Here is a 20,644-nt window from a genome sequence, read left to right as displayed (position 1 = left end):
GACACGTGAAAGAGTATCTAGAGAGTTCGCGCGAGGTACTGCAAAAGCAGGCTTCGTCCGAAGAGTTGGGCCTTGCCGCAACTGAAGCTGCAGCCCGTCTTGAAAAAGTTGGTCAAAACAAGCTAAAGGAAGCAGAGAAGGATCCGCTGTGGAAGCGTTTCTTCTCAATGATGGCTGACCCCATGGTCATCATGCTTATTATTGCTGCTCTTATTTCCGCGGCTACGAGCATGGCTCAGGGAGAAGCGGACTTTGCTGATGTCTTTATCATCATGTTTGTTGTCATCCTTAATTCTATATTGGGTGTGGTGCAGGAATACCAGGCCGAAAATGCCCTTGCAGCTTTGCAGGAGATGAGTGCTGCTCAGTCCAAGGTAATTCGTGATGGTAAGCAAATCGTTGTTGCCTCAGCCGACTTGGTCCCAGGCGATATTGTGGTGCTTGAGGCGGGCGATGCAGTGCCTGCCGACTGTCGTATTTTGGAGAGCGCTTCTCTCAAGATTGAAGAGTCAGCTCTTACGGGTGAGTCGGTACCAGCCAACAAGATTGCTGAAGTACTCGGTTTACCTGCGGGTAACGACGATGTACCTCTGGGCGATCGTAAAAACATGTGCTACATGGGATCGACCGTGGTATATGGTCGTGGTCGTGCTGTAGTTGTCGCGACTGGCATGCAGACTGAAATGGGCAAAATTGCTGATGCTATTGCACAGGCAAAAGATGAGCTCACGCCCCTACAGGTCAAGCTTAACGAGCTTTCGGGTATTCTTACCAAGCTTGTTGTGGGTATTTGTGCCGTGGTCTTTTTGGTGGGTGTTATCCAGCATGGTGGCCTTGCCTTCTTCTCAAATGTACCTGAGGTTTTGAATACCTTTATGGTTGCTGTGTCATTGGCAGTCGCCGCTATTCCTGAGGGTCTCGTCGCTGTTGTGACCATTGCTCTTTCCATTGGCGTGACCAAGATGAGCCGTCGTCATGCCATCGTTCGCAAGATGAATGCTGTTGAAACCTTGGGCTGCACGCAGGTAATTTGCTCCGATAAGACAGGCACTCTGACCCAAAACAAGATGACGGTTGTGCGTCATTACTCTGAAAATATTGATCGCCTTGTGCGCTGCATGGTGCTGTCCTCGGATGCAAAATGGGATGCTGCTGCAGAAAAGGCTATTGGTGAGCCCACCGAAGCGGCCCTCGTTGCAGATGCTGCCAAATTGGGATTTTTGTCCGATGACCTTGACTATGCAAATCCCCGTGTGGGCGAGGCGCCCTTTGACTCTGGCCGTAAGATGATGTCTGTAGTCAATCTTTCGCCTGATGGTGATTATATCCAGCACACCAAGGGTGGCCCCGACGTTGTGCTTGCACGCTGCACAAAGATGCAGACCAAAGATGGCGTTGTGCCGATGACCGATGAGTGGCGTGCCACCATCATGGAGCAGAACAAGCTCATGGCCAACGACGCGTTGCGTGTTATGGCGGCGGCGCGTGTCAATTATGGCAAGACTGCGCCTGCGAGCTATGTTGCAGCGGATCTTGAGCACGATATGACCTTTATTGGCCTTTGCGGCATGATTGATCCGGTTCGTCCTGAGGTCAAAGCTGCAATTGAAGAAGCCCATGGCGCTGGTATGCGCGTGGTGATGATTACTGGTGACCACATCGATACTGCAGTTGCTATTGCCAAAGAACTCGGCATCGTAAGGGGGCGCGATGAGGCTATTACAGGCGTAGAACTCGATCGTCTGTCTGACGAGGAATTTGATAAGCGCATCGAGGATATTGGTGTCTACGCGCGTGTTCAGCCCGAACACAAAACTCGTATCGTTGATACCTGGAAGAAAAAGGGCATGGTTGTTGCCATGACTGGCGACGGTGTTAACGATGCTCCCTCTATCAAGCGTTCTGATATCGGCGTTGGTATGGGTATCACGGGTACTGACGTTACTAAGGGTGTAGCCGATATGGTACTTGCTGATGACAACTTTGCCACCATCATTGGTGCTGTTGAAGAAGGCCGCCGTATCTATGACAACATCCGCAAGGCGATTCAATTTTTGCTTTCTTCTAATCTCGCTGAGGTCATCGTTGTCTTTATTGCATCGCTGATTGGCTTTACCATCCTTGAGCCAACACATCTGCTGTGGATTAACCTCATTACTGACTCCTTGCCTGCACTTGCCATGTGCATGGAGGCAGCTGAGCCAGATATTATGCGTCGTCGCCCCCGCAAAAGCCAAGATGGTATCTTTGCTAATGGAATGGGTGCCGATACGATCTTCCAGGGTGTGGCAATTTCTTGCTTAACCATGGCAGCATATTTCATTGGTATTCAGGCCGCTGGTGTGCCTCTGGCTGATGCCGTAGCTAGCGATAAAAATGGCGTTATGGGTATGACCATGGCGTTTTTAACGCTTTCGATGGTCGAGATGTTCCACTCCTTCAACATGCGCAGTCGTCGCAATTCTGTCTTTGGTTTGCCTACGCAAAATACTTGGGCATGGGGTGCTTTTGCTGTTGCTCTGCTGTTGACGTGGGTGGTCATCGAGACTCCGCTTTCTGCGGTCTTCGGCTTTGCTGAGCTCGATGTGGCACACTATCTCATGTCTTTGGGCTTGGCTCTGCTTATCATTCCTATCGTGGAGATTTACAAGCTTGTCATGCGTAAGCTTGGCAAGAGCGAGGAGTAATGTGACGTATCGACTTTCAAAAAAGTCTCAGTCTCGTGTCGGCGCCTTGCAGCGTCGTGCAAAAGAAATGAGCGCTGGTGGGGTTGAGGAGGCCCTGCCAGCGCTTTCCTCTCTCGCTGACGTACCAGATTTTGAGGCATTACATGCGAGCGTAGCGCAGCAAGAGGCTTTTGCAGCTGCTATAGCCGCTATGAGCGAAACGGATGAAGCTGATGCGCGTGAGTTGTATTTAGGCTGTGTCGTACGTTTGGATCGCGGGTTTCCCGCGATTGCTTGGAAAGACGGTTTGATACGTGCCGAGTTTGCCGTGGGACTTTCCAAGGCAGGGAGCCGCAAACCTGCTACGGTAAAACTTGCAGGTCATGTAGGAGCAGAGCTTTCTGCTTCAACGCGCGTTGCTGTGGGCGATTGGGTAGTTTTGCGTGTGCCTGCGCAGCACGAAATGGGTGTGATTGAGGCGGTATTGCCTCGTGAAAGCGATATTGCTCGCTGGCGTGGTAAATCTCGCGGAGAAAAGCAAACTCTTGCCGCTAACGTGGACATTGTGCTGATTGCTCTTGCGATGGGGGAGCGAGCGATTACTGCTGATCGTGTTGCTCGCCCTGCTGTTGTGGCGCGTGATTGTGGGGCTCGGGTTGCTGTAATTCTCACCAAAGTTGATCGTGTAAAGGCAGATGAGTTAAGTGCGGCAGAGAAGACGGTAAAAGCAGTGTTAGGCGCTGATGCTCCTTTGGCTTTGACGTCTTCAAAGGCTGGTCGAGGCGTTGATGCAGTGAGGGCATTGGTGCCTGCTGGTACGGTGGCTATTGTGCTCGGTGAATCTGGAGCCGGTAAGTCATCGTTGCTTAATACTTTGCTGGGGCGTGAGTCTCTTGAGACGGGTGCTGTGCGGTCGCGGGATGATGCGGGACGCCACACGACGGTCGCGCGACGTATGGTTTTGCTTCCTAATGGAGGTGTTATTGTAGACGAACCAGGCTTGAGGTCCTTGCCTTTGGTGGGGCATGAACGTGGTCTTGCGCTGGTCTTTCCCGCAATCGCGCAGGCAGCTATGGGTTGTCGTTTTAGGGATTGTACGCATACCCATGAGCCTGGCTGTGCTGTACAAGAGGCTTTATCCGATGGGGAATTTAGCGAGGAGGCTTTGTCGGCCTATCTCGCCCTCGCCGCTGAAATGCGTATCAGCCTTTCTACCCTAGATCCCGATGTCACCCTATAATTTCTTTATTTCGTACGCCTCCTTGTCTGTAAACACGTTCATCCCACAGAGCCTTCTATCCCATATAGCCCTCTACTCCACACAGCCCTCCATTCTGCATGCTCCTCCGCTCCACACGCCTGTCATTCCACACAGCCCCTCCGCCCCCAGATAGTTCAAACTTTTAGCCCCGAGGAGACATTTTTGTTCGCGTTCCTACCAAAAACGCTTCCACGGGGCTAAAAGTTTTAGTAATGCGGGCCTGAGGCAATGTGACCCTTACCTTAAGCAGCCGTCGTTACAAAAATCCCGATGGACTTGTTGGCGCTTATGCATCATTTTTTGCGAAGCAGGACGAAGAACGATGCCAGTTGCGCAACAAATTGATTCCCCAATCATGTTCCATGCACGAAAATCGTAAAAATCTCGACCCGTAATGAATCTCACATCGTATCCAGCATTCTCGAGAGCATGCCGACGAAGATTGTCTTCGTTCATTTGTGGGCGCCCTCCATGCCAGCAGAGTCCGTTGAACTCGATGACACTGTCTCGACGCTTTTTTCGAGTATGGGTATTGTGCACATGAAATAAAGCATCTACCACGAGATATGGCTTCTTTAATATGTATTGCCAATTCGAGTTGATATTTATTCGAACATTAAATTTTGCATTGCTTGCACCAAAGCCACCGGATGCTCTGTGTAGCCGGCGTACTTTGAGATTACAACTTGCCATGGACTTGTCGATTGCTGCCTTTTGGAGGATTCGTGAAGGGGCAATGGTACAGCGATGTTTTGTTTTTTCGTAAAGCCGCAGCTTGAAGAAACGAAACATCTTTTGCAAAAGTATTGCCGTGGGTTGAAGTTGGTCCAAGGTGGTTTGGCTGCTATTTTCAAAAATACATTTTTTGAATGATCAAGCTGCTGATGAAGAAAACTTTATCAGTTTAATGTCAACTGCTATGCAGTTTTGGACAAGCTAAATAGAAATACCCAGCTTAAACAGCTACTTTCTCAGTCAAAAATAGATACGCACGGAAAACAGATGCACTTGCGCGGACTGGGAAGGATGAGAATGTCAAAGCGTTTTCGCCTTATTTTTGCTTTAGCCTGTTCTGTTTTGAGCATGATGCTTTGCGCTCTTTATGCGGATCATGTGCGTGGCGAAGCAGAACGTGTTCGCTCGGATGCCATTGCTCGTTATGGAGGGGAAGTTGTCACGCTTGTCGTTACAAGCGAAGATCTCGAGCCAGGCGATATCGTGACACAGGCAAACGTTACGACGCGCGATTGGTTGGCAGATTTGGCACCCGATGGCGCGTTGCAAAGCTTGGATGAGACCTTAGGTAAGGAAATTAGCGTCCCTGCTTCTAAAGGTGCACCTCTCACAAAGTTAAACTTCCGTACAAATGAAGTGATGGCAGATGTGCCTGCGGGTCATGTAGCGCTGACACTTCCCATTACGGACAAACTTGGCATCTCTCGTAATCTGAGCCAAGGTGCAAGCCTTGAGGCATATCAGGTGTCAAAAGACGGGACATCGCTCATCGCAAAAGGTATGCAAGTGCTCTCGCAGCCGAGTGCAAATGCCAGTTTGAGTGGAGCACAAGTGACGCTGGCAGTGCCACCCGAGGGGGTATCGGCAGTTCTTGCTGCAAGTGCAGCAGGGGATCTGCGTTTGGTTATTCCGGCTGCTGATGTTGCTGGCAAGGCGAGTGTGTCAGCAGCTCCTGAGCTGAGCGAGCAAGAAAAACCTGAAAGAAAAGCTGAGGATGCGGGGAATTCGACGTCAGCAACGGAAGCTCCTGGCAACGAAAGTGTCGCTTCTCCCAATCAAAAGGATGATACCCATGAGTGAAAATATCTGGTTTGCGTACTGTGCTCTCAAAGCTCGCGATGCACTCAAGCTTGCAGCTCAATCTGTTGATGCTGACGCAAAGCTTGTCTTTGTTCCTAGTGCATGTCGGCTGAGGTCTTTGTTTGGTGAGGAACAAGCGCATAAGTACTCAGCAATTGTAGGTGGCTGTGATGAGGGGATTTCGGATCTTAATTTGGCAGCTGCATTGGTACACGATGGCTATGCTCAGCGCGTAGTTTTAGTGACAAAGAATCCATCGCAGACTTTGCTTTTGCATGCCAAGCAAGCAAAGATAGACAAAGTTATTGATCTAGAGAAGCTCATATATGCGGAGCAATCAAAGGAAGAAATACCGCCAGAATCCAGGGATATTTTTCCCACTCAAATGCCGTCATGCGGTGTGACGACAACCGCAAAATATACAAACTCACATGAGGAAGATCAGTCCTGTGTCGTTGCATCGCAGACGGGGTCTTTGGAGGCAAAACGCTTAGAGAATCCAGCTGAAGTAGCGCCAATTTTTGTATTTGGCTCTGGACGTGGGGGCGTGGGAAAGACTGCACTTGCAGCAATGAGCGCGCTTATTGCCGCTTCTTGGGGTATGAAAGTTGCACTTTTTGATCTTGATCTTGCCTGTGGCAACCTTTTTTCCTTTTTTGGTTTGCCACGTGCGGCCGCTATGGAGACCTTGAAGTTAGGTATGTTTGGTGTGGGTCGTCATGTTCGTGGTGAATCTGAAGTTGAAATTGGCGCCAAGAGTAATAGAGATTTGCTTGATGAGGCAAGCATTCAAGTCACAGAAAATATTCGCCTTTGGGGCCCTTGTGCGCGCCCTGAATCGGCTGAGAGCATTTCTCCTCTGGTTGAAAAATTGCTGCTAACAGCCGCCTCTACCTATGACGTGGTACTTGTAGATACATCATCTACCTGTACGGATGCAGTGGCTCAAGCATTCCAACTCTGTGACCGCTTGTTGTTAGTACACGATGAATATTCAGGCGGCTTTGGCTCGCTGGCACGAACTTCGGCATTGGCTGTGCGGCTGGGCGTTGCCCGCACACGTATTGTACGTGTGGCCAATCGGGGTGATCGCCGGACAAAGTTCGATCTAATGGCAGGCCGAGCTGAGGTAGGACTAGAAACTGCACGAGCTGTTCGAGTACTTGAGGGCGGCCCTGAAGTATCAGAGCTACTTGCTGCAGGAAAAGCCCAGGAGCTAGTAAAGCTCGACTCTGATTTTGTGCGCTCTTCTGCTCACCTGCTTGCCCAAATACTGAGTGAGGTGGGCAAAATCCCCGATACCCCTGCAGCTCAGGAGGCTGTTTTTGATCCACAAGCTTCTCGCCGACCTTTCAGACTCTTTCGAAAGAAGGCGTGTTCATGAGTGTCCTTGAGAGAGTTTTGGAACAAGAAAAACTTACCTGTTGTCAGCAAGGCGAAACGGCAGAGGACAAGGCACGACGAGAACGCCTCGGCAAACTGCGTTGGCAACTCAAACGGGATATGGTTAATCGTTTAGGGCTTGAGACTATGTCTCAGCTTGTGGGTGGCACTGACATGGTTTTGGCTCGATCCGAGTTGCGCGTATGTTGTCAAAGCCTTCTACATGGTCAGTTTTATCTGGGACTTTCTGCTGAGGAACACGAGTTACTCATTACGCAGGTTCTTGATGAAATTTGCGGGTTGGGTCCCCTGCAAAGTCTGCTTGATGATGAGCGCGTCACCGAAGTAATGGTTAACGGCCCCAAAGCGCTTTTCTTTGAAAAAGAAGGGCAAATCTATCCATCTGAGCTGGCCTTTGATTCGGCAGAGCAGGTCATGGTGGTAATTGATCGAATATTGGCGCCTTTAGGTCGCCGTCTCGATCGAGCGAGCCCCATAGTTAATGCCCGACTTGCCAATGGTGATCGTGTTAATGCCGTGGCTGCCCCTATTGCAATTGATGGTCCCTCTATGACCATTAGAAAGTTTTCTAATCGCATCACTTCTTTGGCAGAGTTGGTGCGTCTTGGCTCATTGCCCAAATGGTATGCCGAGTTGCTGAGTTGGGCGGTACGTCTGCGACAAGATATCGCTGTGGCAGGGGGTACCGGCTCGGGCAAGACCACGCTACTCAATGCGCTTTCTTGTGAAATTGGTATTGGTGAGCGAATTGTGACTATTGAGGACTCTGCCGAGCTGAGATTTGAGGCACATCCAGATGTAGTGCGCCTGGAGGCACGTGATGCATCCATTGAAGGCTCTGGTGCAATTACCATTCGAGATTTAGTCAAGAACTCCTTGCGTATGCGACCAGATCGGATTGTTGTTGGTGAGGTCCGTGGCGGTGAAGCAATTGATATGTTGCAGGCAATGAATACTGGCCATGACGGTTCACTCACCACGCTACACGCAGGTACAGCTGAGGAAGCAGTACTGCGCTTAGTATTGATGGCACGGTTTGGCATGGATTTGCCTGCTGACATCATTGAAGAACAAATCACCAGTGCCCTCGATTTTATTGTGATGGGCAGGCGTTTGCCCTCAGGTCAGCGCCGCATTACGGCGATGTCTGAAGTTGGCCGCGGCTCTACGGGAGGCGTTCAGTTGGATGAGTGCGTTTCCTATGACGTGGCATCTGATACATGGACTCTCAAGCGAGAGCCAGACTTTATTGCACAAGGTATGGAAGAGGGTGTGATTGACATAGAGGAGGTAACACGATGGCGGCATATGCTGGCTTAGCTCTTTGCGCAAGCTGCGGCATTCTTACCTGGGCTGCTAGCTTTGTACTCATAGATCGTGGCAATGCGCAGCTCCTTGCTCCTGCAAGCATTCGCTTGCGAGTTGTTTGGCGCCTCTTTGTTCATGTCTGTGACATGTGTTCTCAAGCAGGACTTGTACCTGTACTCCTAAAGTTACAAGCATGGCGAGCGGTTTCTGATGTGCTTGCATGCCGGCTCTCACAGCTAAAGCCCTTACTTAGTAGAGAGCAAGCCTGCACTGCACTGTTGTTGGCAGATTGCGCTGCAGCTTTTACATGTCTGCTCTTTTCTCGCTCACTTGTTGGTATGAGTGTCCCGGTATTTGCTCTAGCAGCAGCGCTACCAATTTGGAATGCTGCCTGCAGACGCAAGCGTGAGATACAACTTGCTAAAGAAATGCCTGATGCCTTGCGAGCTCTCGCGTTGGCCTTATCATCTGGCGAGACGCTTTCGCAGGCAATTGATTACGTGGGTTCTCATGGACAAGGCCCCACAGCCGAAGCTTTTTCGCGCGTTGCCATGCGTCTGCGCTGTGGTGATTCAGTACAAGAAGCACTTTGCCTGCTAGAAGACGAGCTCGTAGTTCCTCGTATGGGTCTCGTGATTACTGCTTTGCTCGTATCCCAACGCACAGGCAGTCCCTTGCGCAGTCTTTTGCAAACCTCTGCAGAGCTTGCAGAAAAGCAAGGTGAACTTGAACGTCTTTTGGCAGTTAAAACAGCACAAGTTCGACTTTCAGTGAGGATTGTTTGTCTCCTTCCACTCACTATGGTGGCCTTGCTCTCTTTACTCTCTCCAGATTTTCAAGTAGGACTTAGCACCCCAGCAGGAGCAGGAAGCGTGATTGTTGCATTGCTTATGGACGGATTGGCGCTCTTTATTGTACGGCGCTTGATGAAAGGGGTGATTTGATATGGATATAACAATACTTGCGCTTATTGGTGCAACGGGCATAAGCAATTTTGCGGGAGTATGGGTATTGGGCTTACCCCAAAAGGATGCAAGGGAACTGTCGTCTCATCGTTTTTTTAATCGGCTGAGCCAGAGTGTGGAAAGGCGTTTGCCATTCATTATGGAAGTGCGCCGCCAATCGCGTTTGGCAGCGCGGCGCTCAGAAGGTTTGCGGAGCCTGCCTGAAATGCTGGATATTTTGACTTTGGGGCTTTCTGCAGGACTTTCGTTTGATGCTTCTCTTGAACTGTATTGCAATCGGAGTACAACGGAGCTTTCAATTGCCTTTCGTCATGCGATGGATTCATGGCGTATGGGTATCGCAACTCGTGATGAAGCGTTGAGTGAATTGGCGACTGAGTTGGAGCTTGCTGCTTTAAAACGCTTTTCAGATGCAGTTTCTCAAGCGCTTGCTTTTGGTTCCCCACTTGCAGCGGTGCTTGAGCAGCAATCACAGGCAATTCGTGATGAGCAACGTTCTCAAGTAGAAGAACAAATTGAAAAAGTGCCGGTAAAAATGCTGATCCCTTTAGGAACACTCATTGTGCCTGCCATGTTATTGGCAATATTGGGACCTTTGCTTGGATCGGCTATAGCTCTGGGATAGCTATTTACATCCATGAAGGATGTGAGAATACGGATGAAAGGACCGCTTATGGACGACTGGATTTATGCACAGATAAACGCTTTACGTTGTTGGGTTACAAAAACTTTAGCAAATGAGAAAGGTCAGGGTACTACTGAGTACGCGATTTTGGTTGGCGTGCTGGTAGTTATTGCAATTCTTGCCATTATTGCCTTCCGTGGCAAGGTACAGGAGCTATGGTCAGCCATTGCCGATGGTATTAATGGTTTGTAGAAAAAGACAAACAAGCAGAGCGAGGCATGTGGTTCTTGCACTTGCAGCGATAACCTTTTTTCTCATCGTGGATTTGCTTGCATTTCCTGCTCCAAAAATAGGGGACAAGCAGGACAGTGAACCACAAGCACAGAGCGCTCGACACCCTATGGATGTAAACAAGCGTCGAGAAACCAAGTCTGGCGAGTCCTCTCAGCAGGCCGCACCAAGCTTTCGTACTGATACAGCAGGTTTGGAAGAAGAACTTGATCAGCTGCTGGTATCACTTGCAACTGCTCCACGAACACACAGCTCTGCTTGTATGCAGCAAAGCTCTGAGTTTTCTATGGCACAGGAGGCTCAGTTGTTGATGCAGGCATATAAAAAAAGAAATGACTGTGTGCTTGTGACGGCTGACTATCTTGATTTGTTTGGTCGCGTTTGGGGTTGTGTGGTGCAAGGAGACCGTTGGGTTGACGTTTGCATAGTATCCGCTGAGGGAGAGCACAGCAAATTGAAGATAACGCGGATGGATCATGATGCCTGGAAGGAGGAGATGACAGATGTGTCAGGGAAGGAGGAGTAGTGGGAATCTCGAACAGCACAAAGCAGCTCGTATGTGCCAAGGTCAATCGACTCTTGAGTATGCCTTGGTACTGTTTGCTTTTTTGTCCTTGGTGGTGGGTCTTGCTGCAGTGTGGCATGCGGGCAGGGATGGGCATTTGCTCAAGCTGGCGACGGCGGCAGCATCGCATCTCTTTGGTGCAGGAAATACCCTTAATGAGGTCAATGACCTTGTCCTTTTCTAATAGCTTGCATACATGCAGCTATAGGGCGAGTTTGGGTCAATCCACCATAGAAGCAGCTGTGTTGATACCGAGTGTCATGGTATTGATTGCCCTGCTTGTGCAACCTGCTTGCTTGCTCTATACGCAGATGCTGATGCGAGGTGCCGCTGCAGAAACAGCTCGCGCTGTCTTGACTGCCCGGAATGACTCGGACCTTTCTGCTTGCAAGGACTTTAGCCTAAGAAGATTGGCTGCAGTGCCAGAAGTATCTTTCTTTCATGTGGGTGGACAGGGAGATTGGCAAGTTAAAACAAGCGATGGGGAAGGGGGATGTGTTCGTGTTTCTATAACGGGTCATGCTCGTCCCCTTCCCTTATTTGGAAGTTTTGCCTCAGCGTTTTATGAGCGCGATGGTACGGGCTTGGTACTGCAGGTGGATATGACCGAACGGATGCGACCAGAATGGTTAGGAGGTGCGTATGCGGATTGGGTTAGTGTTTGGAAATAAAGACAAGAAAGTGCCAATGAGTATAGGCATGCATTCAGGTGATATCAGCAGCAATAAGAATCCCAAGCAAAACGCTCTAGTGCGTGCTCCATCTCCCACGAACTGTTCACCGCTGTCGATCTTTATTTCTGATGAGGGTGGTTACACTACTGTGGCAATGGCGGTCGCCTTACTTGTAAGTTTGGTGTTAGTATTCGGTGCTGCTTCAGTTGCTTGGTCAACCTCACGTGCGTCAGAAGTTCAAGAAGTGGCAGATGCCACCGCCCTTGCTGGTGCAAATGCAGTGTCTGCCTTTACGACAGTAGCTCAGGTAAGTGATGCCATTGTGCTTTCCATGGGGCTAGCAGGTTTGGCAACTATGGGGACGGGTCTCATACTGTCCGCTCTTCCCATCACGCATGCAGCTGCTATTGAGACTATCAATGTCGGTCGTTCTATCCTTGACCTAAGACGAAATTTTGCAAGAAGCGCTGCGACAGGTTTACAGAAACTTGAAAAGGCTTTGCCAGCTCTTGTGATGGCAAATGCGGCATCATGTACCTCGGCAAACAGCACGCAGCAGCTAAAGTATGTGGGTAGCGCAATTCCATTTCCCCTCACTTCAGAGACGGATTATTCCTTTCTTGATAATGGTCTTTTGGGAAAAGAATTAGAGGACAACGCTAAGAAACTCCAAGATGCTTCTGAACGTAAAAAAGATGCAATGGAGCGAGCCGATGCTGCAAAGGAAAAAGCGTGGCGAGCGGACTGTGTAGATAACCCACATTGCATGAGAAGCCGAGCTCAGACGCTTGCGGGGTTGTCTGGTGCATTTAATCCAAATTATGCAAGTTTTAAAGAGTGGCGTTTTGATTACGCGAGGATTCGCTCCCTCAATTACTATCGCACGCGAACTACCTCGGAGCATCCTCATGGGTCTTCGGTAGAGGAGCTGACTCGTAGCGCTGCGCGGAAGCAGTTTTATCGTTTTGCTGCCCGCGAGATGGAAAAAGCAAAATGTATAGATAAGCCCGACTACGTTGAAATGCAGCTTCCCGAGCTTCCTCATACAGTGGCAATGGTGCAGGCAACTAGCTTGTATACCGATTCAATTTGGCCCTGCACAGATGAGGAAGAGGGTCATACGCTACATAGTTCTCTTGCTTGTCCTGGGGCAACAGGTGCATATTCCGGTACCGCCTCTTTGGGCGATATTGATTCAGGCGCACTACGTTGCTGTCCCATATGTGGCATGAATGTGCAGGCACAGGCAAGTGCTGCCAGTGCATCAACAAATATTAATAACGGATATGAGCACTACTGGCGTATTGTCGTGGATGCATCGCGTGATTATCTTGGAGCTAGAAACGACGAGATAGCTGCAGAAAAAGAACTTGAAGGAATATCAGAAGAAAGCGATGACCTTTTTCAGAAGGCTATGGATATTCTCGCAGTTGAAAGACCTGATTTTGTGCCAGCAGGCGCTTGGGGTTGTGTTGCGGTGGTTATGCGCGATGCGGGCAGCGTGACACCAGCAGAGCTAACAGGTGCGTTCTCTCCTGGAGCAAAATTACCCGCAGGTGCTGCAATTTCAGCAGCAACTTTGGCACCAGAGAACAGCAGTGAAGGAAGTACTGTTTTATCTCAGGTACTTGCAGGTATTGAGTCTCAGGCTGGTTTTGGAGTTGCGGGTATTGCCCAGTCTGCCTTGGCGCTTTGGGGAAAATTACTGGTGGACTACGGATCTGCTTTTGAGACTGCGCAATCTTATGTAGATGGATTTTTGGATGATGCAGGCTGGCTCATGGGTGAACAAGTAGCCCAGTCTATAAAAAAGATGATTTCAAACACAGTGAAATCTGCTGGTTTTGAGCCTGCCGATATGAGAGCTCGAAAGCCTGTACTGGTGCATAGCCAAGAAGTACTTGACAAAGCAGGAGATGGACGAGAGCAGTTAAGTATCGTACGTGAAATTGTGCAAAAACTTCCCCATAGTGGAGACGCTGCTGCGCAAGTGCTCGCAAGAGAGGTGGCTAGCCAGCTGGGTGGTCCCATCTTTACTTTTGCTGAGATTGAAATACCTGGTACCGGTGTCAAGATTCCCTTAACAATAGATGTCTCCAAATATCTTGGAGGTGGCTAACAATGGTTTTGGGGCGCTTTGGTTTTAGGAGCCTGTTACCGCTATGGCGTATCTCTGGCAAATCGCAGAAATTTCGTAGCAGTTCTGGACAAATGACGGTAGAGCTTGCTGTTTTAGTGCCTGTAGTAATTGTTGTTGCGCTGACAGTATTTAATCTGATGCGATTTGTGAGTGCTTGCTCTGCATTTGATCGTATAGCAGCAGATGCCGTGGTTTCTCAAGGAGTTTCACCAAAAGGTGAGGCAAAGGCTGCAGCAGTAAATGAAGTTGAGCAGACCATAAAAGCTGCTCTGGATATGCACAGCTGTTCGGTTGAAGTACATGCAGAGCCTGTGTATGGAGGCGACTCAAAAATTGGTGCTGGGATTGGTTTTCCGGTTTCTCCTTTACTTACTCGTTTTGTTTGCACGCTTAGGTACAAGCCTTGGCCCAGCTCGTTTGTCATTGCTGGCGTTGTCTACCGTGCGCCTATTAGCTTGGAACATACCCGCACATTGGTGATTGATAGATATCGAGGAGGAGTAGTGATGTAAATGATGGCTCAGCTAAAGGTATTGAGCTCTCCTCATCCAGATGCAATAGAAATGGAGGGCTTACCAGTCAGAATGCTTGAGACTTTCCGTGATAAAGCTTTAGGTTTATTACGCTCAGGCAAGCACAGTCCTGCTGCCGCACTCATGCGTTGTAGCTCGGTTCACACCTTTGGCATGAAGTATCCTCTTGACCTTGCCTTTATAGACCGCGATGGGCATGTATTACGTGTTTGCCAAAACGTAAAACCGGGGGATATTCGCAGCAAATTTGGTAGTTGGGCTGTGTTAGAGCGTCCTGCAAGTAGGCGGACATGGCTTCGACAAGGTCAGAGGGTTTGGTTAATGCAAGAAGAAAAACGAGAAGGGGAGACCGTATATGGCTGACCTACGAGTTTTTGGAAGAGGTGAGCTAGAAAAAATCCCATCCGCCCCACCTCTTTCCATACAAGACGATGTCAATTCCACAATGTCTGACAGCACTAAAATTTGTCCTCGTTGTAGACAAATCTTGTTTGCGGATATGGATACCTGTTTTGAATGCATGTACAAGTTTTCTGAACAAGAAGGACCTGATATGACCGACCAGCTGCCTTTAGAGGAGCGTCTAAAAGAAGAGACTTGTCAATCTCTTGTTGCAAGTGAGGAAAATACCAGCGCAGTTTGTCTTTGGATAAAAACTCCCGAGATAGAAACTCACATTCCCTTGCCCAAACAAGGACTGAGGATTGGAAGATCACCACACAATGATGTGGTCTTGCATTCTCAGGCAGTGTCGCGATCACATGCTGAGTTGCTTCCTGATGAAAAAGGCATGATAGTAAGAGACTTAGGAGCTACAAATCCCATAATTTACCAGGGAAAAGCTTTGGAAGATACTGTGCTTATTCCTTTTGGAGAGACGATTTCGCTTTGCGGAAATTATCTACTTGCCCAAAAAATTTATTCCAATAAACCAAAAGCATGCTGATTATTTTCAAAAAATTGGGGTTTCATCAGAATAAAGAGTTGACAGCGGCATGTCCTTTGTTAAGATATACAAGCTTGCAAGCGCAGGCGTTTTGGCTGGGTAGCTCAGTTGGTAGAGCAGGGGACTGAAAATCCCCGTGTCAGGGGTTCGATTCCCTTCCCCGCCACCAGAAAACATAAGGTCAGAGCTTCGGTTCTGACCTTTTTTCTTCCCAAAGTGACACGGAGTGACAAAAAAGTGACAAAACATTCCCATCACGCTCTCCATAACACTACGTCAGGGTTCATTGTCATGGTTGGGTCAATTGCTTTTATATTCGATGGCTGAATTTTCCCGTTTTTGCTTCTCCATGCAACTTTATATGTAGCGCCATCGAGACAATATGTAATATCTGCTTTGCCCATGTTTCCATTAGCAAGGTAAGAAATTTCGCCGTGGAACATTTCGCCAGACATAGGCGTGTTATAGAAGTGGATAACAGCTGGATATCGTGGCGGTTTGCCTGTCGGTGTTAATGGTGTAACAGTGAGATAAACACCTCTATGTCCAGTTGGCTTTTCCCCTGCATTATAAATCGGGACTTTGCCTAATTTTACTTTAAAGGTTGGTAAGGAATTTATTCCAAGTTTGGAAGGACTAATCATTGCTTCAAGCTTGAATATATCTTTGCGTACAGCATTTAATGCTTCTGTTGTTACGAAATAATCTGTTTCTGATAGATAGGCTTTCTTATTTGTATAGTCGTAGAGATACCTATCGTCTGCAGCGTATTCACCATCGCTAAATGGTAAATTCGGTATACCTGTTGCAAGTTTTGATTTTCTAAGAGGCCTATCTTTATATTTTTTCATCGCACGATAAGACTCTTCTGATTTATGCATGAATTCAGCGCTTCTACGAGCCGCTTCATTCTTTATACGCTGTTCGGCTTGTAAGTGCTTTATACCTTCTAAAATCCGCATGCCGAATTTCATTCTTACGCTCTCCAATCATCAGGTGCGGTAAAGCTCACCACGCGTCCTATTGCATGGAATGATGGTGCATCAGGGTCGCTTTGGTCTATCACACGAGGGCGATATTCGGTGTCGTAGCTCTCTGGATATAGCGTTACTACGCCACTGTCGTACTCCACCCGTTTAATGGTGGCATCATCGCCATTTACAAATACCGCTGCAACGTCTCCATCGCGCACCTCAGCGGCAGGGTCAATGAGCACAAGCGAGCCTTCTGGAAACAAGCGGTTCATGGAGTTGCCAGCTACTACGAGCCAAAAGCAGCCTTTTCTGTGCTCTACAAGTGTTGTAGGAGTGTCGTGCCACTCGTCAGAGCAAGAAAACGCTTCACGTGGCGTGCCGGCGGCGATACGCCCGAGGATAGGTACGCGGACGGTGGGAACGGGGTTGGCATTAATAAAGTTAGGGTCATCGCCCAATCCGAGAAGGTAGGACAGGGTAACGTTAAGAGCAGACGCAATTTTTTCTAAAGAACTAACACGCGGGTCTATTTTCCCGCTTTCCCACTTGGCGACTTGTTGCTGAGTGGTGCCTATCGCATTTGCCAAGTCAAGTTGACTCAGGCCCTTTCTTTTGCGTGCCTCAGCGATTTTGTACATCACCCCTCCTTTTATGAACAACTTTATAGTTGTATTTTTCCACGCGATTAAGGTTGACACAACAACTTTAGAGTTGTATCTTTCTATTTGTCGATACAACCTTTAGGATGTATTTGGAGGTGAGTCTAAGTGAGGATGAATATGAGAGCTGAGCGTGCCCGCAAATCATTGACTACTAAAGAGGTTGCCCAGCTAGTTGGTGTTAGCGCGAATCAAATTAGTAATTGGGAGCTTGAAAAGCAGTCACCCTCTGCAGAGAACATTATCAAACTATCACACCTTTATGGGTGTTCTCCAGAGTATCTAATGCTGTCAGATGGCCGTATCCAGCACTAAGCACTACCAGCACCCGAGCCTATGCGGATACGTAGGTGGTCGATGGCAGCACACACTGCCGCGGGTACAAACCCCCGCCGAACCAATCGCCTGAGAGGGCGATGATGCAACGGACTGAACAAGGAGAAGGGAGGAGAGATGCACCACTACATTACGACCTACTGGGAGAGCGGTAAACACTGGGCAGAAGCCTGGGTGCAAATTGATTGCTTCGGGAGATGTTGGTGTCTCTGGAGGAAACGGGTTGAGGTGAGCAACCAATGCCCCGTTTAGCGTCCGGGACAACGACGGAAGAAGGCTTAGTGCTTTACCCAGCGATGGCCTTCTTCGGAGGTAGGCGGAAGCCTATCTCCCTTATCGATACTGATAACGCGCGGATCTTTGACTTGGCCACCGCGTGGCCCCACTTCGATATAGCGCCCTGGACGCTGATTATCCTCGCCAGGCTTATGAAGTGTCTTTGCCATATAAATCACCCCCATTCAGTGGTTTTCCGAGTCGCCAATAAAAGAGCACATCTAATCAGACGAAAGATAGTAGATGTTCGCTCTAAGTGAGCATAACACAACATATTGCATAAAAACATGTGTTCCTACACAAAAGGTGGTGGATTGTATGCACTCAATGCTAAATGAGCGTCTTAAAGAGACGGGTGTGACCAAAAAGGAACTTGCAGAAAAGACTGGCTACGGTCGCACATCCATTTGGAAATGGTCAACCGATAAAGGCATCCGCGCCATGAGTATCGGCACCGCAGAGATTGTTGCTGGGGCGATCGGCTGTAAGCCAAAAGACCTTTTTGAAGACTAAAAGAGACACATAAGAAAGGAGCAAATCATGGATTGGCGTGTTGATTGGACGACAGATTACGAGAGTTGGCATGGAAAGTGGTTCAGCTCTCTCGACGAAGCCCGCGAGTTCAGTCACGAACTCAAAGTCCAGAACGAGGGGAACCCCGAATTCTGGATTGCCGCAAAGCGCCTTTGCATCGTCTGGTTGCCCGATTTCTTCGACGACAGTATCCCCGCAGGAGCAATCAGGCTCGCATAAGCAAATGCCCGCCACGAGCCAGCACTCGTAACGGGCGCGTCCAAAGGACTTAGAAATGGACAACACCATTGTACAACACAGATTCACAGCCGCAGGAGGAGCGCATGAAGTACGCCGTACAGGAAATTCAAGAGTTGCCGCCGCTCATCTCCGTAGATGTAGCAGCAGGAATTATCGGATGCAGCACACGAGCAGTCCGCGCCATGTGCGCAAACGGGCAGCTTATTGCTGCCAAGGTCGGGGACGAGCGTTGGCGTATCTCAAGCCGCGAGTTACTGAAGAAGTACGGTTTGCTTTGCGAGCAGTAGCCGTGATTATCAGCGCCGCAATCGCACTCGAGTTGCTCTACGACCTCACCGCCTTTATCTACACAGGCATTGCCTTGGGCTTTAACCACGCGTTCATGCCCTGGCACATACAGACGATTCTGCACCTGATTGGGGCGATGTAGACATGAGCAACGAAACATTTGAACAGGCGCTTGAGCAGCTCTGCTCTGAACGCTTTGTAGGCGAACATAAGCAATTCGCCTGCGAAGACTTCAAGCGTGTTGCTCGCCGCGTCATGGCTGAGTTTTGCGAGTCGAGGCGCGTGATGAGCAAGCTTTTTAAGACAGGATACGTCCGCGATTACCTCAATGGGTGGCAGACGGGCGCGGGCTGGGCAATAGCCCAAGAATTCCGCGAGTTTGGCATTACGCCCTGGGACATCGAGGGGCTTTTCGTAGCGACAGACGAAGGGAAGGCAGCATGAAAGGCGAAGTCGTTTGCCGCCGTGGGTATCACGCGCTTATTTGTGATGGCTGGGAGTACTACGACCGCGTAGAGCAGCGTGGTGTAGGTGATAAAGGCAAGCCCCACACCACTACATGCCACATCGGCACTTTCTTCAAAGATGCCGACGCTTTCGCGGCATGGATTGATTACCTCAAATCGCAGGGGGTGGCCAAGTGAGCCTACTCGTTATTCCAGGGCGACTCATGGGGCTTAATGAGTACACGGCGCTCAACCGTGCCCACTGGGCAAAAGGCAGCAAAGCCAAGCGCTCAGAAACCGCCCTTGTTGCGTGGTGTGCAAAAGCTCAGAAGCTCAAGCCTTTGGCCGCCCCCTGCCGCGTCTCAATCACGTGGTACGAAAAAAACCACCGTCGCGATCTCGACAACATCGCCTTTGGCGCGAAGTTCATCCTAGACGGACTCGTAACCGCAGGCGTGCTTGTAGATGACGACCAGAAACACGTCGTAGGCATTTCCCACATCTTCGCAACAGATAAAGATAACCCCCGCATTGAAGTCCGCTTAATCGAGCTTGAAGCAGGTGAGGACGCATGACCCAAGACGTAGAAAGCATTTGCTACGCCTGCGAACTTGCAGACGCAGAAGCATGGTGGAACAGCCACTACGAAGACGATTACGACGATGAAGACGAGTACGAGGAAGAAGACGAATATGAGTAAAGACACCTTAGAAGTAGAAGCCCAAGTCATCGAAACGCCGCGTGTGCTAGGTGATGCCGATGTGTGGCTCTCAGCAGCTACTGGCAAAGTCGCTGCCATGGTAGCAAGTGGCGACTTTGAGCCATTCCCCATCACATCAGAAGACGCCTACAAGCAGGCGAAGCGCACCCGCACCGCTCTCAACGCTCGTATCAATGCAATCGAAACCGAGCGCAAGAGTATGACCCGCGCCATCGAGGAGGCTGTAAAGACTTTTAAGGATGGTGCAAAAAGCACACTTGAGCCGCTCACAGAGCGCGAGAGCGCTTTCAAGCAAGAACTTACGACATGGGACGAAGGCAGGCAGCAGCGTAAGCGCTCAGAACTGCAAGATGCCTATGCCGACTTTGCAGGCGAGCTTGCGACCATGGTGAGCTTTGACCTCATCGAGGAGCACTACGCAAAATCAGGCAAATGGTATTTGCGTTCTACCAGCACCGCAGCCGCTATAGCTGACTTGCAAAATGCAATACAAGCAGTGAATGGCAGCCTGACCACCTTAGATGGCATGCCTTACCCAGCCGACCGCAAATCACGCATCCGCGCGAAGTTCCTGCTCTCGCTCGACATGGCAGGAGCCATTGCCGCCGAAAACGCCGAATTTGAAGCATCAGAGGCAGCGCGTGCTCATGAGCAAGCAGAGCGTGAGCGCCAAGAACTCATGCAAGAAGAGATTGCCAAGCGCGAAGCCGCACAAATGGAAGCCGAGCAGGCAGCACTAGAAGCACAAGCAGAAGCAGAAGCTAAGCGCCAGCAGGAAGAAGAGCTCAGGCATGCAGAAGCCATTAAAGCAGCAGAAGAAGCTCGTCAGCGCCGCATAGAGACCGCACAAGAAATTCCTCAAGCACCTGTGGCATTCACAGTCGAGTTTCGCGCCACGGTCACCGAGCTACAGCTACAAGCACTCCGCGATTGGATTAACGCGGCAGGAATCAACGCAATGTTTAGGAGGATTTAAT

The 20,644-nt window shown here is 49.5% G+C and carries 29 protein-coding genes and 1 tRNA gene; 26 read left to right on the top strand and 4 right to left on the bottom strand.

All coding sequences use genetic code 11. The features are described 5' to 3' along the window. Nucleotides 1-5 precede the first annotated feature (5 nt). Both BN4314_RS01760 and rsgA read left to right on the top strand, forming a co-directional pair. Complete coding sequence (locus tag BN4314_RS01760; protein WP_068539500.1) at nt 6-2,687, top strand: cation-translocating P-type ATPase; 2,682 nt, start codon at nt 6-8, stop codon at nt 2,685-2,687. Nucleotide 2,688: 1 nt separating this feature from the next. Continuing rightward, entirely contained in the window at nt 2,689-3,906 is a 1,218-nt protein-coding gene (rsgA, locus tag BN4314_RS01755; protein WP_232309702.1) for a ribosome small subunit-dependent GTPase A, read from the top strand. A gap of 258 nt (nt 3,907-4,164) precedes the next feature. On the opposite strand, the gene BN4314_RS08050 is transcribed toward rsgA, so the two are convergent. Further along, nucleotides 4,165-4,758 carry a hypothetical protein gene (locus BN4314_RS08050; RefSeq protein WP_148424836.1) on the bottom strand — a complete coding sequence of 198 codons (594 nt, stop codon included), beginning with the start codon at nt 4,756-4,758 and terminating at the stop codon, nt 4,165-4,167. A gap of 201 nt (nt 4,759-4,959) precedes the next feature. Here BN4314_RS08050 and BN4314_RS01745 point away from each other — a divergent pair, with 201 nt between their 5' ends. The 14 genes from BN4314_RS01745 to BN4314_RS01680 all read left to right on the top strand — a co-directional run bounded on the left by BN4314_RS01745 (nt 4,960) and on the right by BN4314_RS01680 (nt 15,362). Then, nucleotides 4,960-5,742 (top strand): SAF domain-containing protein, encoded by a 783-nt coding sequence (locus BN4314_RS01745; RefSeq protein WP_068539497.1) that lies wholly within the window; start codon nt 4,960-4,962, stop codon nt 5,740-5,742. After that, on the top strand, nt 5,735-7,126 hold the full coding sequence (locus BN4314_RS01740; RefSeq protein WP_068539496.1) for a nucleotide-binding protein: 1,392 nt from the start codon (nt 5,735-5,737) through the stop codon (nt 7,124-7,126). The genes BN4314_RS01745 and BN4314_RS01740 overlap by 8 nt, the downstream gene beginning before the upstream one ends. Beyond that, nucleotides 7,123-8,466, top strand: a complete 1,344-nt coding sequence (locus BN4314_RS01735) for a CpaF family protein (protein WP_068539494.1) — start codon at nt 7,123-7,125, stop codon at nt 8,464-8,466. The genes BN4314_RS01740 and BN4314_RS01735 overlap by 4 nt, the downstream gene beginning before the upstream one ends. Next, nucleotides 8,445-9,398, top strand: coding sequence for a type II secretion system F family protein (locus tag BN4314_RS01730; protein ID WP_068539492.1), 954 nt, complete (start codon nt 8,445-8,447; stop codon nt 9,396-9,398). Before BN4314_RS01735 ends, BN4314_RS01730 begins: the two co-directional genes overlap by 22 nt. A gap of 1 nt (nt 9,399) precedes the next feature. After that, entirely contained in the window at nt 9,400-10,044 is a 645-nt protein-coding gene (locus tag BN4314_RS01725; RefSeq protein WP_021734953.1) for a type II secretion system F family protein, read from the top strand. Nucleotides 10,045-10,092: 48 nt separating this feature from the next. Then, nucleotides 10,093-10,296 carry a Flp family type IVb pilin gene (locus BN4314_RS01720; protein WP_021735001.1) on the top strand — a complete coding sequence of 68 codons (204 nt, stop codon included), beginning with the start codon at nt 10,093-10,095 and terminating at the stop codon, nt 10,294-10,296. 28 nt (nt 10,297-10,324) lie between these two features. Further along, nucleotides 10,325-10,861, top strand: a complete 537-nt coding sequence (locus BN4314_RS01715) for a hypothetical protein (protein WP_068539491.1) — start codon at nt 10,325-10,327, stop codon at nt 10,859-10,861. Further along, nucleotides 10,839-11,084, top strand: a complete 246-nt coding sequence (locus tag BN4314_RS01710; RefSeq protein WP_021734922.1) for a hypothetical protein — start codon at nt 10,839-10,841, stop codon at nt 11,082-11,084. The genes BN4314_RS01715 and BN4314_RS01710 overlap by 23 nt, the downstream gene beginning before the upstream one ends. Beyond that, nucleotides 10,978-11,571, top strand: a complete 594-nt coding sequence (locus BN4314_RS01705; RefSeq protein ID WP_408634864.1) for a TadE family protein — start codon at nt 10,978-10,980, stop codon at nt 11,569-11,571. The genes BN4314_RS01710 and BN4314_RS01705 overlap by 107 nt, the downstream gene beginning before the upstream one ends. Before the next feature lie 16 nt (nt 11,572-11,587). Beyond that, nucleotides 11,588-13,693, top strand: coding sequence for a hypothetical protein (locus BN4314_RS01700; protein ID WP_232309700.1), 2,106 nt, complete (start codon nt 11,588-11,590; stop codon nt 13,691-13,693). Between the two features lie 92 nt (nt 13,694-13,785). Then, on the top strand, nt 13,786-14,226 hold the full coding sequence (locus BN4314_RS01695; protein ID WP_068540755.1) for a hypothetical protein: 441 nt from the start codon (nt 13,786-13,788) through the stop codon (nt 14,224-14,226). After that, on the top strand, nt 14,227-14,610 hold the full coding sequence (locus BN4314_RS01690; protein WP_068539487.1) for a DUF192 domain-containing protein: 384 nt from the start codon (nt 14,227-14,229) through the stop codon (nt 14,608-14,610). Next, nucleotides 14,603-15,193 carry an FHA domain-containing protein gene (locus BN4314_RS01685; protein ID WP_068539485.1) on the top strand — a complete coding sequence of 197 codons (591 nt, stop codon included), beginning with the start codon at nt 14,603-14,605 and terminating at the stop codon, nt 15,191-15,193. Before BN4314_RS01690 ends, BN4314_RS01685 begins: the two co-directional genes overlap by 8 nt. 93 nt (nt 15,194-15,286) lie before the next feature. Continuing rightward, nucleotides 15,287-15,362, top strand: a tRNA-Phe gene (locus BN4314_RS01680). Nucleotides 15,363-15,447: 85 nt separating this feature from the next. On the opposite strand, the gene BN4314_RS01675 is transcribed toward BN4314_RS01680, so the two are convergent. Continuing rightward, complete coding sequence (locus tag BN4314_RS01675) at nt 15,448-16,155, bottom strand: hypothetical protein (protein ID WP_187369523.1); 708 nt, start codon at nt 16,153-16,155, stop codon at nt 15,448-15,450. Nucleotides 16,156-16,169: 14 nt separating this feature from the next. Next, entirely contained in the window at nt 16,170-16,805 is a 636-nt protein-coding gene (locus tag BN4314_RS01670; RefSeq protein ID WP_082911118.1) for a LexA family protein, read from the bottom strand. 135 nt (nt 16,806-16,940) lie between these two features. On the opposite strand from BN4314_RS01670, the gene BN4314_RS08365 reads away from it, so the two are divergent. Beyond that, a complete protein-coding gene (locus tag BN4314_RS08365; RefSeq protein ID WP_408634881.1) occupies nt 16,941-17,141 on the top strand; it encodes a helix-turn-helix domain-containing protein in 201 nt (66 codons plus the stop codon). A gap of 299 nt (nt 17,142-17,440) precedes the next feature. Here BN4314_RS08365 and BN4314_RS01660 read toward each other — a convergent pair whose 3' ends face one another. After that, nucleotides 17,441-17,608: a YjzC family protein gene (locus BN4314_RS01660; RefSeq protein WP_068539477.1), complete on the bottom strand. Its 168-nt coding sequence runs from the start codon at nt 17,606-17,608 to the stop codon at nt 17,441-17,443. Between the two features lie 148 nt (nt 17,609-17,756). On the opposite strand from BN4314_RS01660, the gene BN4314_RS01655 reads away from it, so the two are divergent. From BN4314_RS01655 to BN4314_RS01625, 9 genes are all read left to right on the top strand, one after another. Next, nucleotides 17,757-17,951, top strand: a complete 195-nt coding sequence (locus tag BN4314_RS01655; RefSeq protein WP_068539476.1) for a helix-turn-helix domain-containing protein — start codon at nt 17,757-17,759, stop codon at nt 17,949-17,951. A 27-nt stretch (nt 17,952-17,978) separates the two neighbouring features. Next, the gene (locus tag BN4314_RS01650) at nt 17,979-18,191 is read left to right on the top strand and encodes a hypothetical protein (RefSeq protein WP_068539474.1); all 213 of its coding nucleotides are present in this window, start codon (nt 17,979-17,981) and stop codon (nt 18,189-18,191) included. Between the two features lie 104 nt (nt 18,192-18,295). After that, complete coding sequence (locus tag BN4314_RS01645; RefSeq protein ID WP_068539472.1) at nt 18,296-18,499, top strand: helix-turn-helix domain-containing protein; 204 nt, start codon at nt 18,296-18,298, stop codon at nt 18,497-18,499. A 2-nt stretch (nt 18,500-18,501) separates the two neighbouring features. Continuing rightward, nucleotides 18,502-18,642, top strand: coding sequence for a hypothetical protein (locus BN4314_RS08045; protein WP_157089938.1), 141 nt, complete (start codon nt 18,502-18,504; stop codon nt 18,640-18,642). Nucleotides 18,643-18,644: 2 nt separating this feature from the next. Continuing rightward, complete coding sequence (locus BN4314_RS01640) at nt 18,645-18,944, top strand: hypothetical protein (protein ID WP_068539470.1); 300 nt, start codon at nt 18,645-18,647, stop codon at nt 18,942-18,944. Further along, the gene (locus BN4314_RS01635) at nt 18,941-19,144 is read left to right on the top strand and encodes a hypothetical protein (RefSeq protein WP_068539468.1); all 204 of its coding nucleotides are present in this window, start codon (nt 18,941-18,943) and stop codon (nt 19,142-19,144) included. Before BN4314_RS01640 ends, BN4314_RS01635 begins: the two co-directional genes overlap by 4 nt. Further along, nucleotides 19,141-19,521: a RusA family crossover junction endodeoxyribonuclease gene (locus BN4314_RS01630; RefSeq protein WP_068539466.1), complete on the top strand. Its 381-nt coding sequence runs from the start codon at nt 19,141-19,143 to the stop codon at nt 19,519-19,521. Before BN4314_RS01635 ends, BN4314_RS01630 begins: the two co-directional genes overlap by 4 nt. Beyond that, the gene (locus BN4314_RS08320) at nt 19,518-19,646 is read left to right on the top strand and encodes a hypothetical protein (protein ID WP_267899990.1); all 129 of its coding nucleotides are present in this window, start codon (nt 19,518-19,520) and stop codon (nt 19,644-19,646) included. Before BN4314_RS01630 ends, BN4314_RS08320 begins: the two co-directional genes overlap by 4 nt. Next, a complete protein-coding gene (locus BN4314_RS01625) occupies nt 19,639-20,643 on the top strand; it encodes a DUF1351 domain-containing protein (protein WP_068539465.1) in 1,005 nt (334 codons plus the stop codon). Before BN4314_RS08320 ends, BN4314_RS01625 begins: the two co-directional genes overlap by 8 nt. Nucleotide 20,644: the final 1 nt, after the last annotated feature.

The sequence above is a fragment of the Olegusella massiliensis genome, from assembly GCF_900078545.1.
In the GTDB taxonomy this organism is placed as follows: domain Bacteria; phylum Actinomycetota; class Coriobacteriia; order Coriobacteriales; family Atopobiaceae; genus Olegusella; species Olegusella massiliensis.
This window is presented reverse-complemented; position numbering and strand designations above follow the sequence as displayed.

Excerpts from the sequence above, each read along its gene's own strand:
- BN4314_RS01745 (WP_068539497.1), top strand. The coding sequence starts at position 4,960 with ATGTCAAAGCGTTTTCGCCTTATTTTTGCTTTAGCCTGTTCTGTTTTG.
- BN4314_RS01740 (WP_068539496.1), top strand. The coding sequence starts at position 5,735 with ATGAGTGAAAATATCTGGTTTGCGTACTGTGCTCTCAAAGCTCGCGAT.
- BN4314_RS01735 (WP_068539494.1), top strand. The coding sequence starts at position 7,123 with ATGAGTGTCCTTGAGAGAGTTTTGGAACAAGAAAAACTTACCTGTTGT.
- BN4314_RS01730 (WP_068539492.1), top strand. The coding sequence starts at position 8,445 with ATGGCGGCATATGCTGGCTTAGCTCTTTGCGCAAGCTGCGGCATTCTT.
- BN4314_RS01725 (WP_021734953.1), top strand. The coding sequence starts at position 9,400 with ATGGATATAACAATACTTGCGCTTATTGGTGCAACGGGCATAAGCAAT.
- BN4314_RS01720 (WP_021735001.1), top strand. The coding sequence starts at position 10,093 with ATGGACGACTGGATTTATGCACAGATAAACGCTTTACGTTGTTGGGTT.
- BN4314_RS01710 (WP_021734922.1), top strand. The coding sequence starts at position 10,839 with ATGTGTCAGGGAAGGAGGAGTAGTGGGAATCTCGAACAGCACAAAGCA.
- BN4314_RS01705 (WP_408634864.1), top strand. The coding sequence starts at position 10,978 with ATGCGGGCAGGGATGGGCATTTGCTCAAGCTGGCGACGGCGGCAGCAT.
- BN4314_RS01700 (WP_232309700.1), top strand. The coding sequence starts at position 11,588 with ATGAGTATAGGCATGCATTCAGGTGATATCAGCAGCAATAAGAATCCC.
- BN4314_RS01695 (WP_068540755.1), top strand. The coding sequence starts at position 13,786 with ATGACGGTAGAGCTTGCTGTTTTAGTGCCTGTAGTAATTGTTGTTGCG.
- BN4314_RS01690 (WP_068539487.1), top strand. The coding sequence starts at position 14,227 with ATGATGGCTCAGCTAAAGGTATTGAGCTCTCCTCATCCAGATGCAATA.
- BN4314_RS01685 (WP_068539485.1), top strand. The coding sequence starts at position 14,603 with ATGGCTGACCTACGAGTTTTTGGAAGAGGTGAGCTAGAAAAAATCCCA.
- BN4314_RS01675 (WP_187369523.1), bottom strand. The coding sequence starts at position 16,155 with ATGCGGATTTTAGAAGGTATAAAGCACTTACAAGCCGAACAGCGTATA.
- BN4314_RS01670 (WP_082911118.1), bottom strand. The coding sequence starts at position 16,805 with ATGTACAAAATCGCTGAGGCACGCAAAAGAAAGGGCCTGAGTCAACTT.
- BN4314_RS08365 (WP_408634881.1), top strand. The coding sequence starts at position 16,941 with ATGAATATGAGAGCTGAGCGTGCCCGCAAATCATTGACTACTAAAGAG.
- BN4314_RS01660 (WP_068539477.1), bottom strand. The coding sequence starts at position 17,608 with ATGGCAAAGACACTTCATAAGCCTGGCGAGGATAATCAGCGTCCAGGG.
- BN4314_RS01655 (WP_068539476.1), top strand. The coding sequence starts at position 17,757 with ATGCACTCAATGCTAAATGAGCGTCTTAAAGAGACGGGTGTGACCAAA.
- BN4314_RS01650 (WP_068539474.1), top strand. The coding sequence starts at position 17,979 with ATGGATTGGCGTGTTGATTGGACGACAGATTACGAGAGTTGGCATGGA.
- BN4314_RS01645 (WP_068539472.1), top strand. The coding sequence starts at position 18,296 with ATGAAGTACGCCGTACAGGAAATTCAAGAGTTGCCGCCGCTCATCTCC.
- BN4314_RS01640 (WP_068539470.1), top strand. The coding sequence starts at position 18,645 with ATGAGCAACGAAACATTTGAACAGGCGCTTGAGCAGCTCTGCTCTGAA.
- BN4314_RS01635 (WP_068539468.1), top strand. The coding sequence starts at position 18,941 with ATGAAAGGCGAAGTCGTTTGCCGCCGTGGGTATCACGCGCTTATTTGT.
- BN4314_RS08320 (WP_267899990.1), top strand. The coding sequence starts at position 19,518 with ATGACCCAAGACGTAGAAAGCATTTGCTACGCCTGCGAACTTGCAGAC.
- BN4314_RS01625 (WP_068539465.1), top strand. The coding sequence starts at position 19,639 with ATGAGTAAAGACACCTTAGAAGTAGAAGCCCAAGTCATCGAAACGCCG.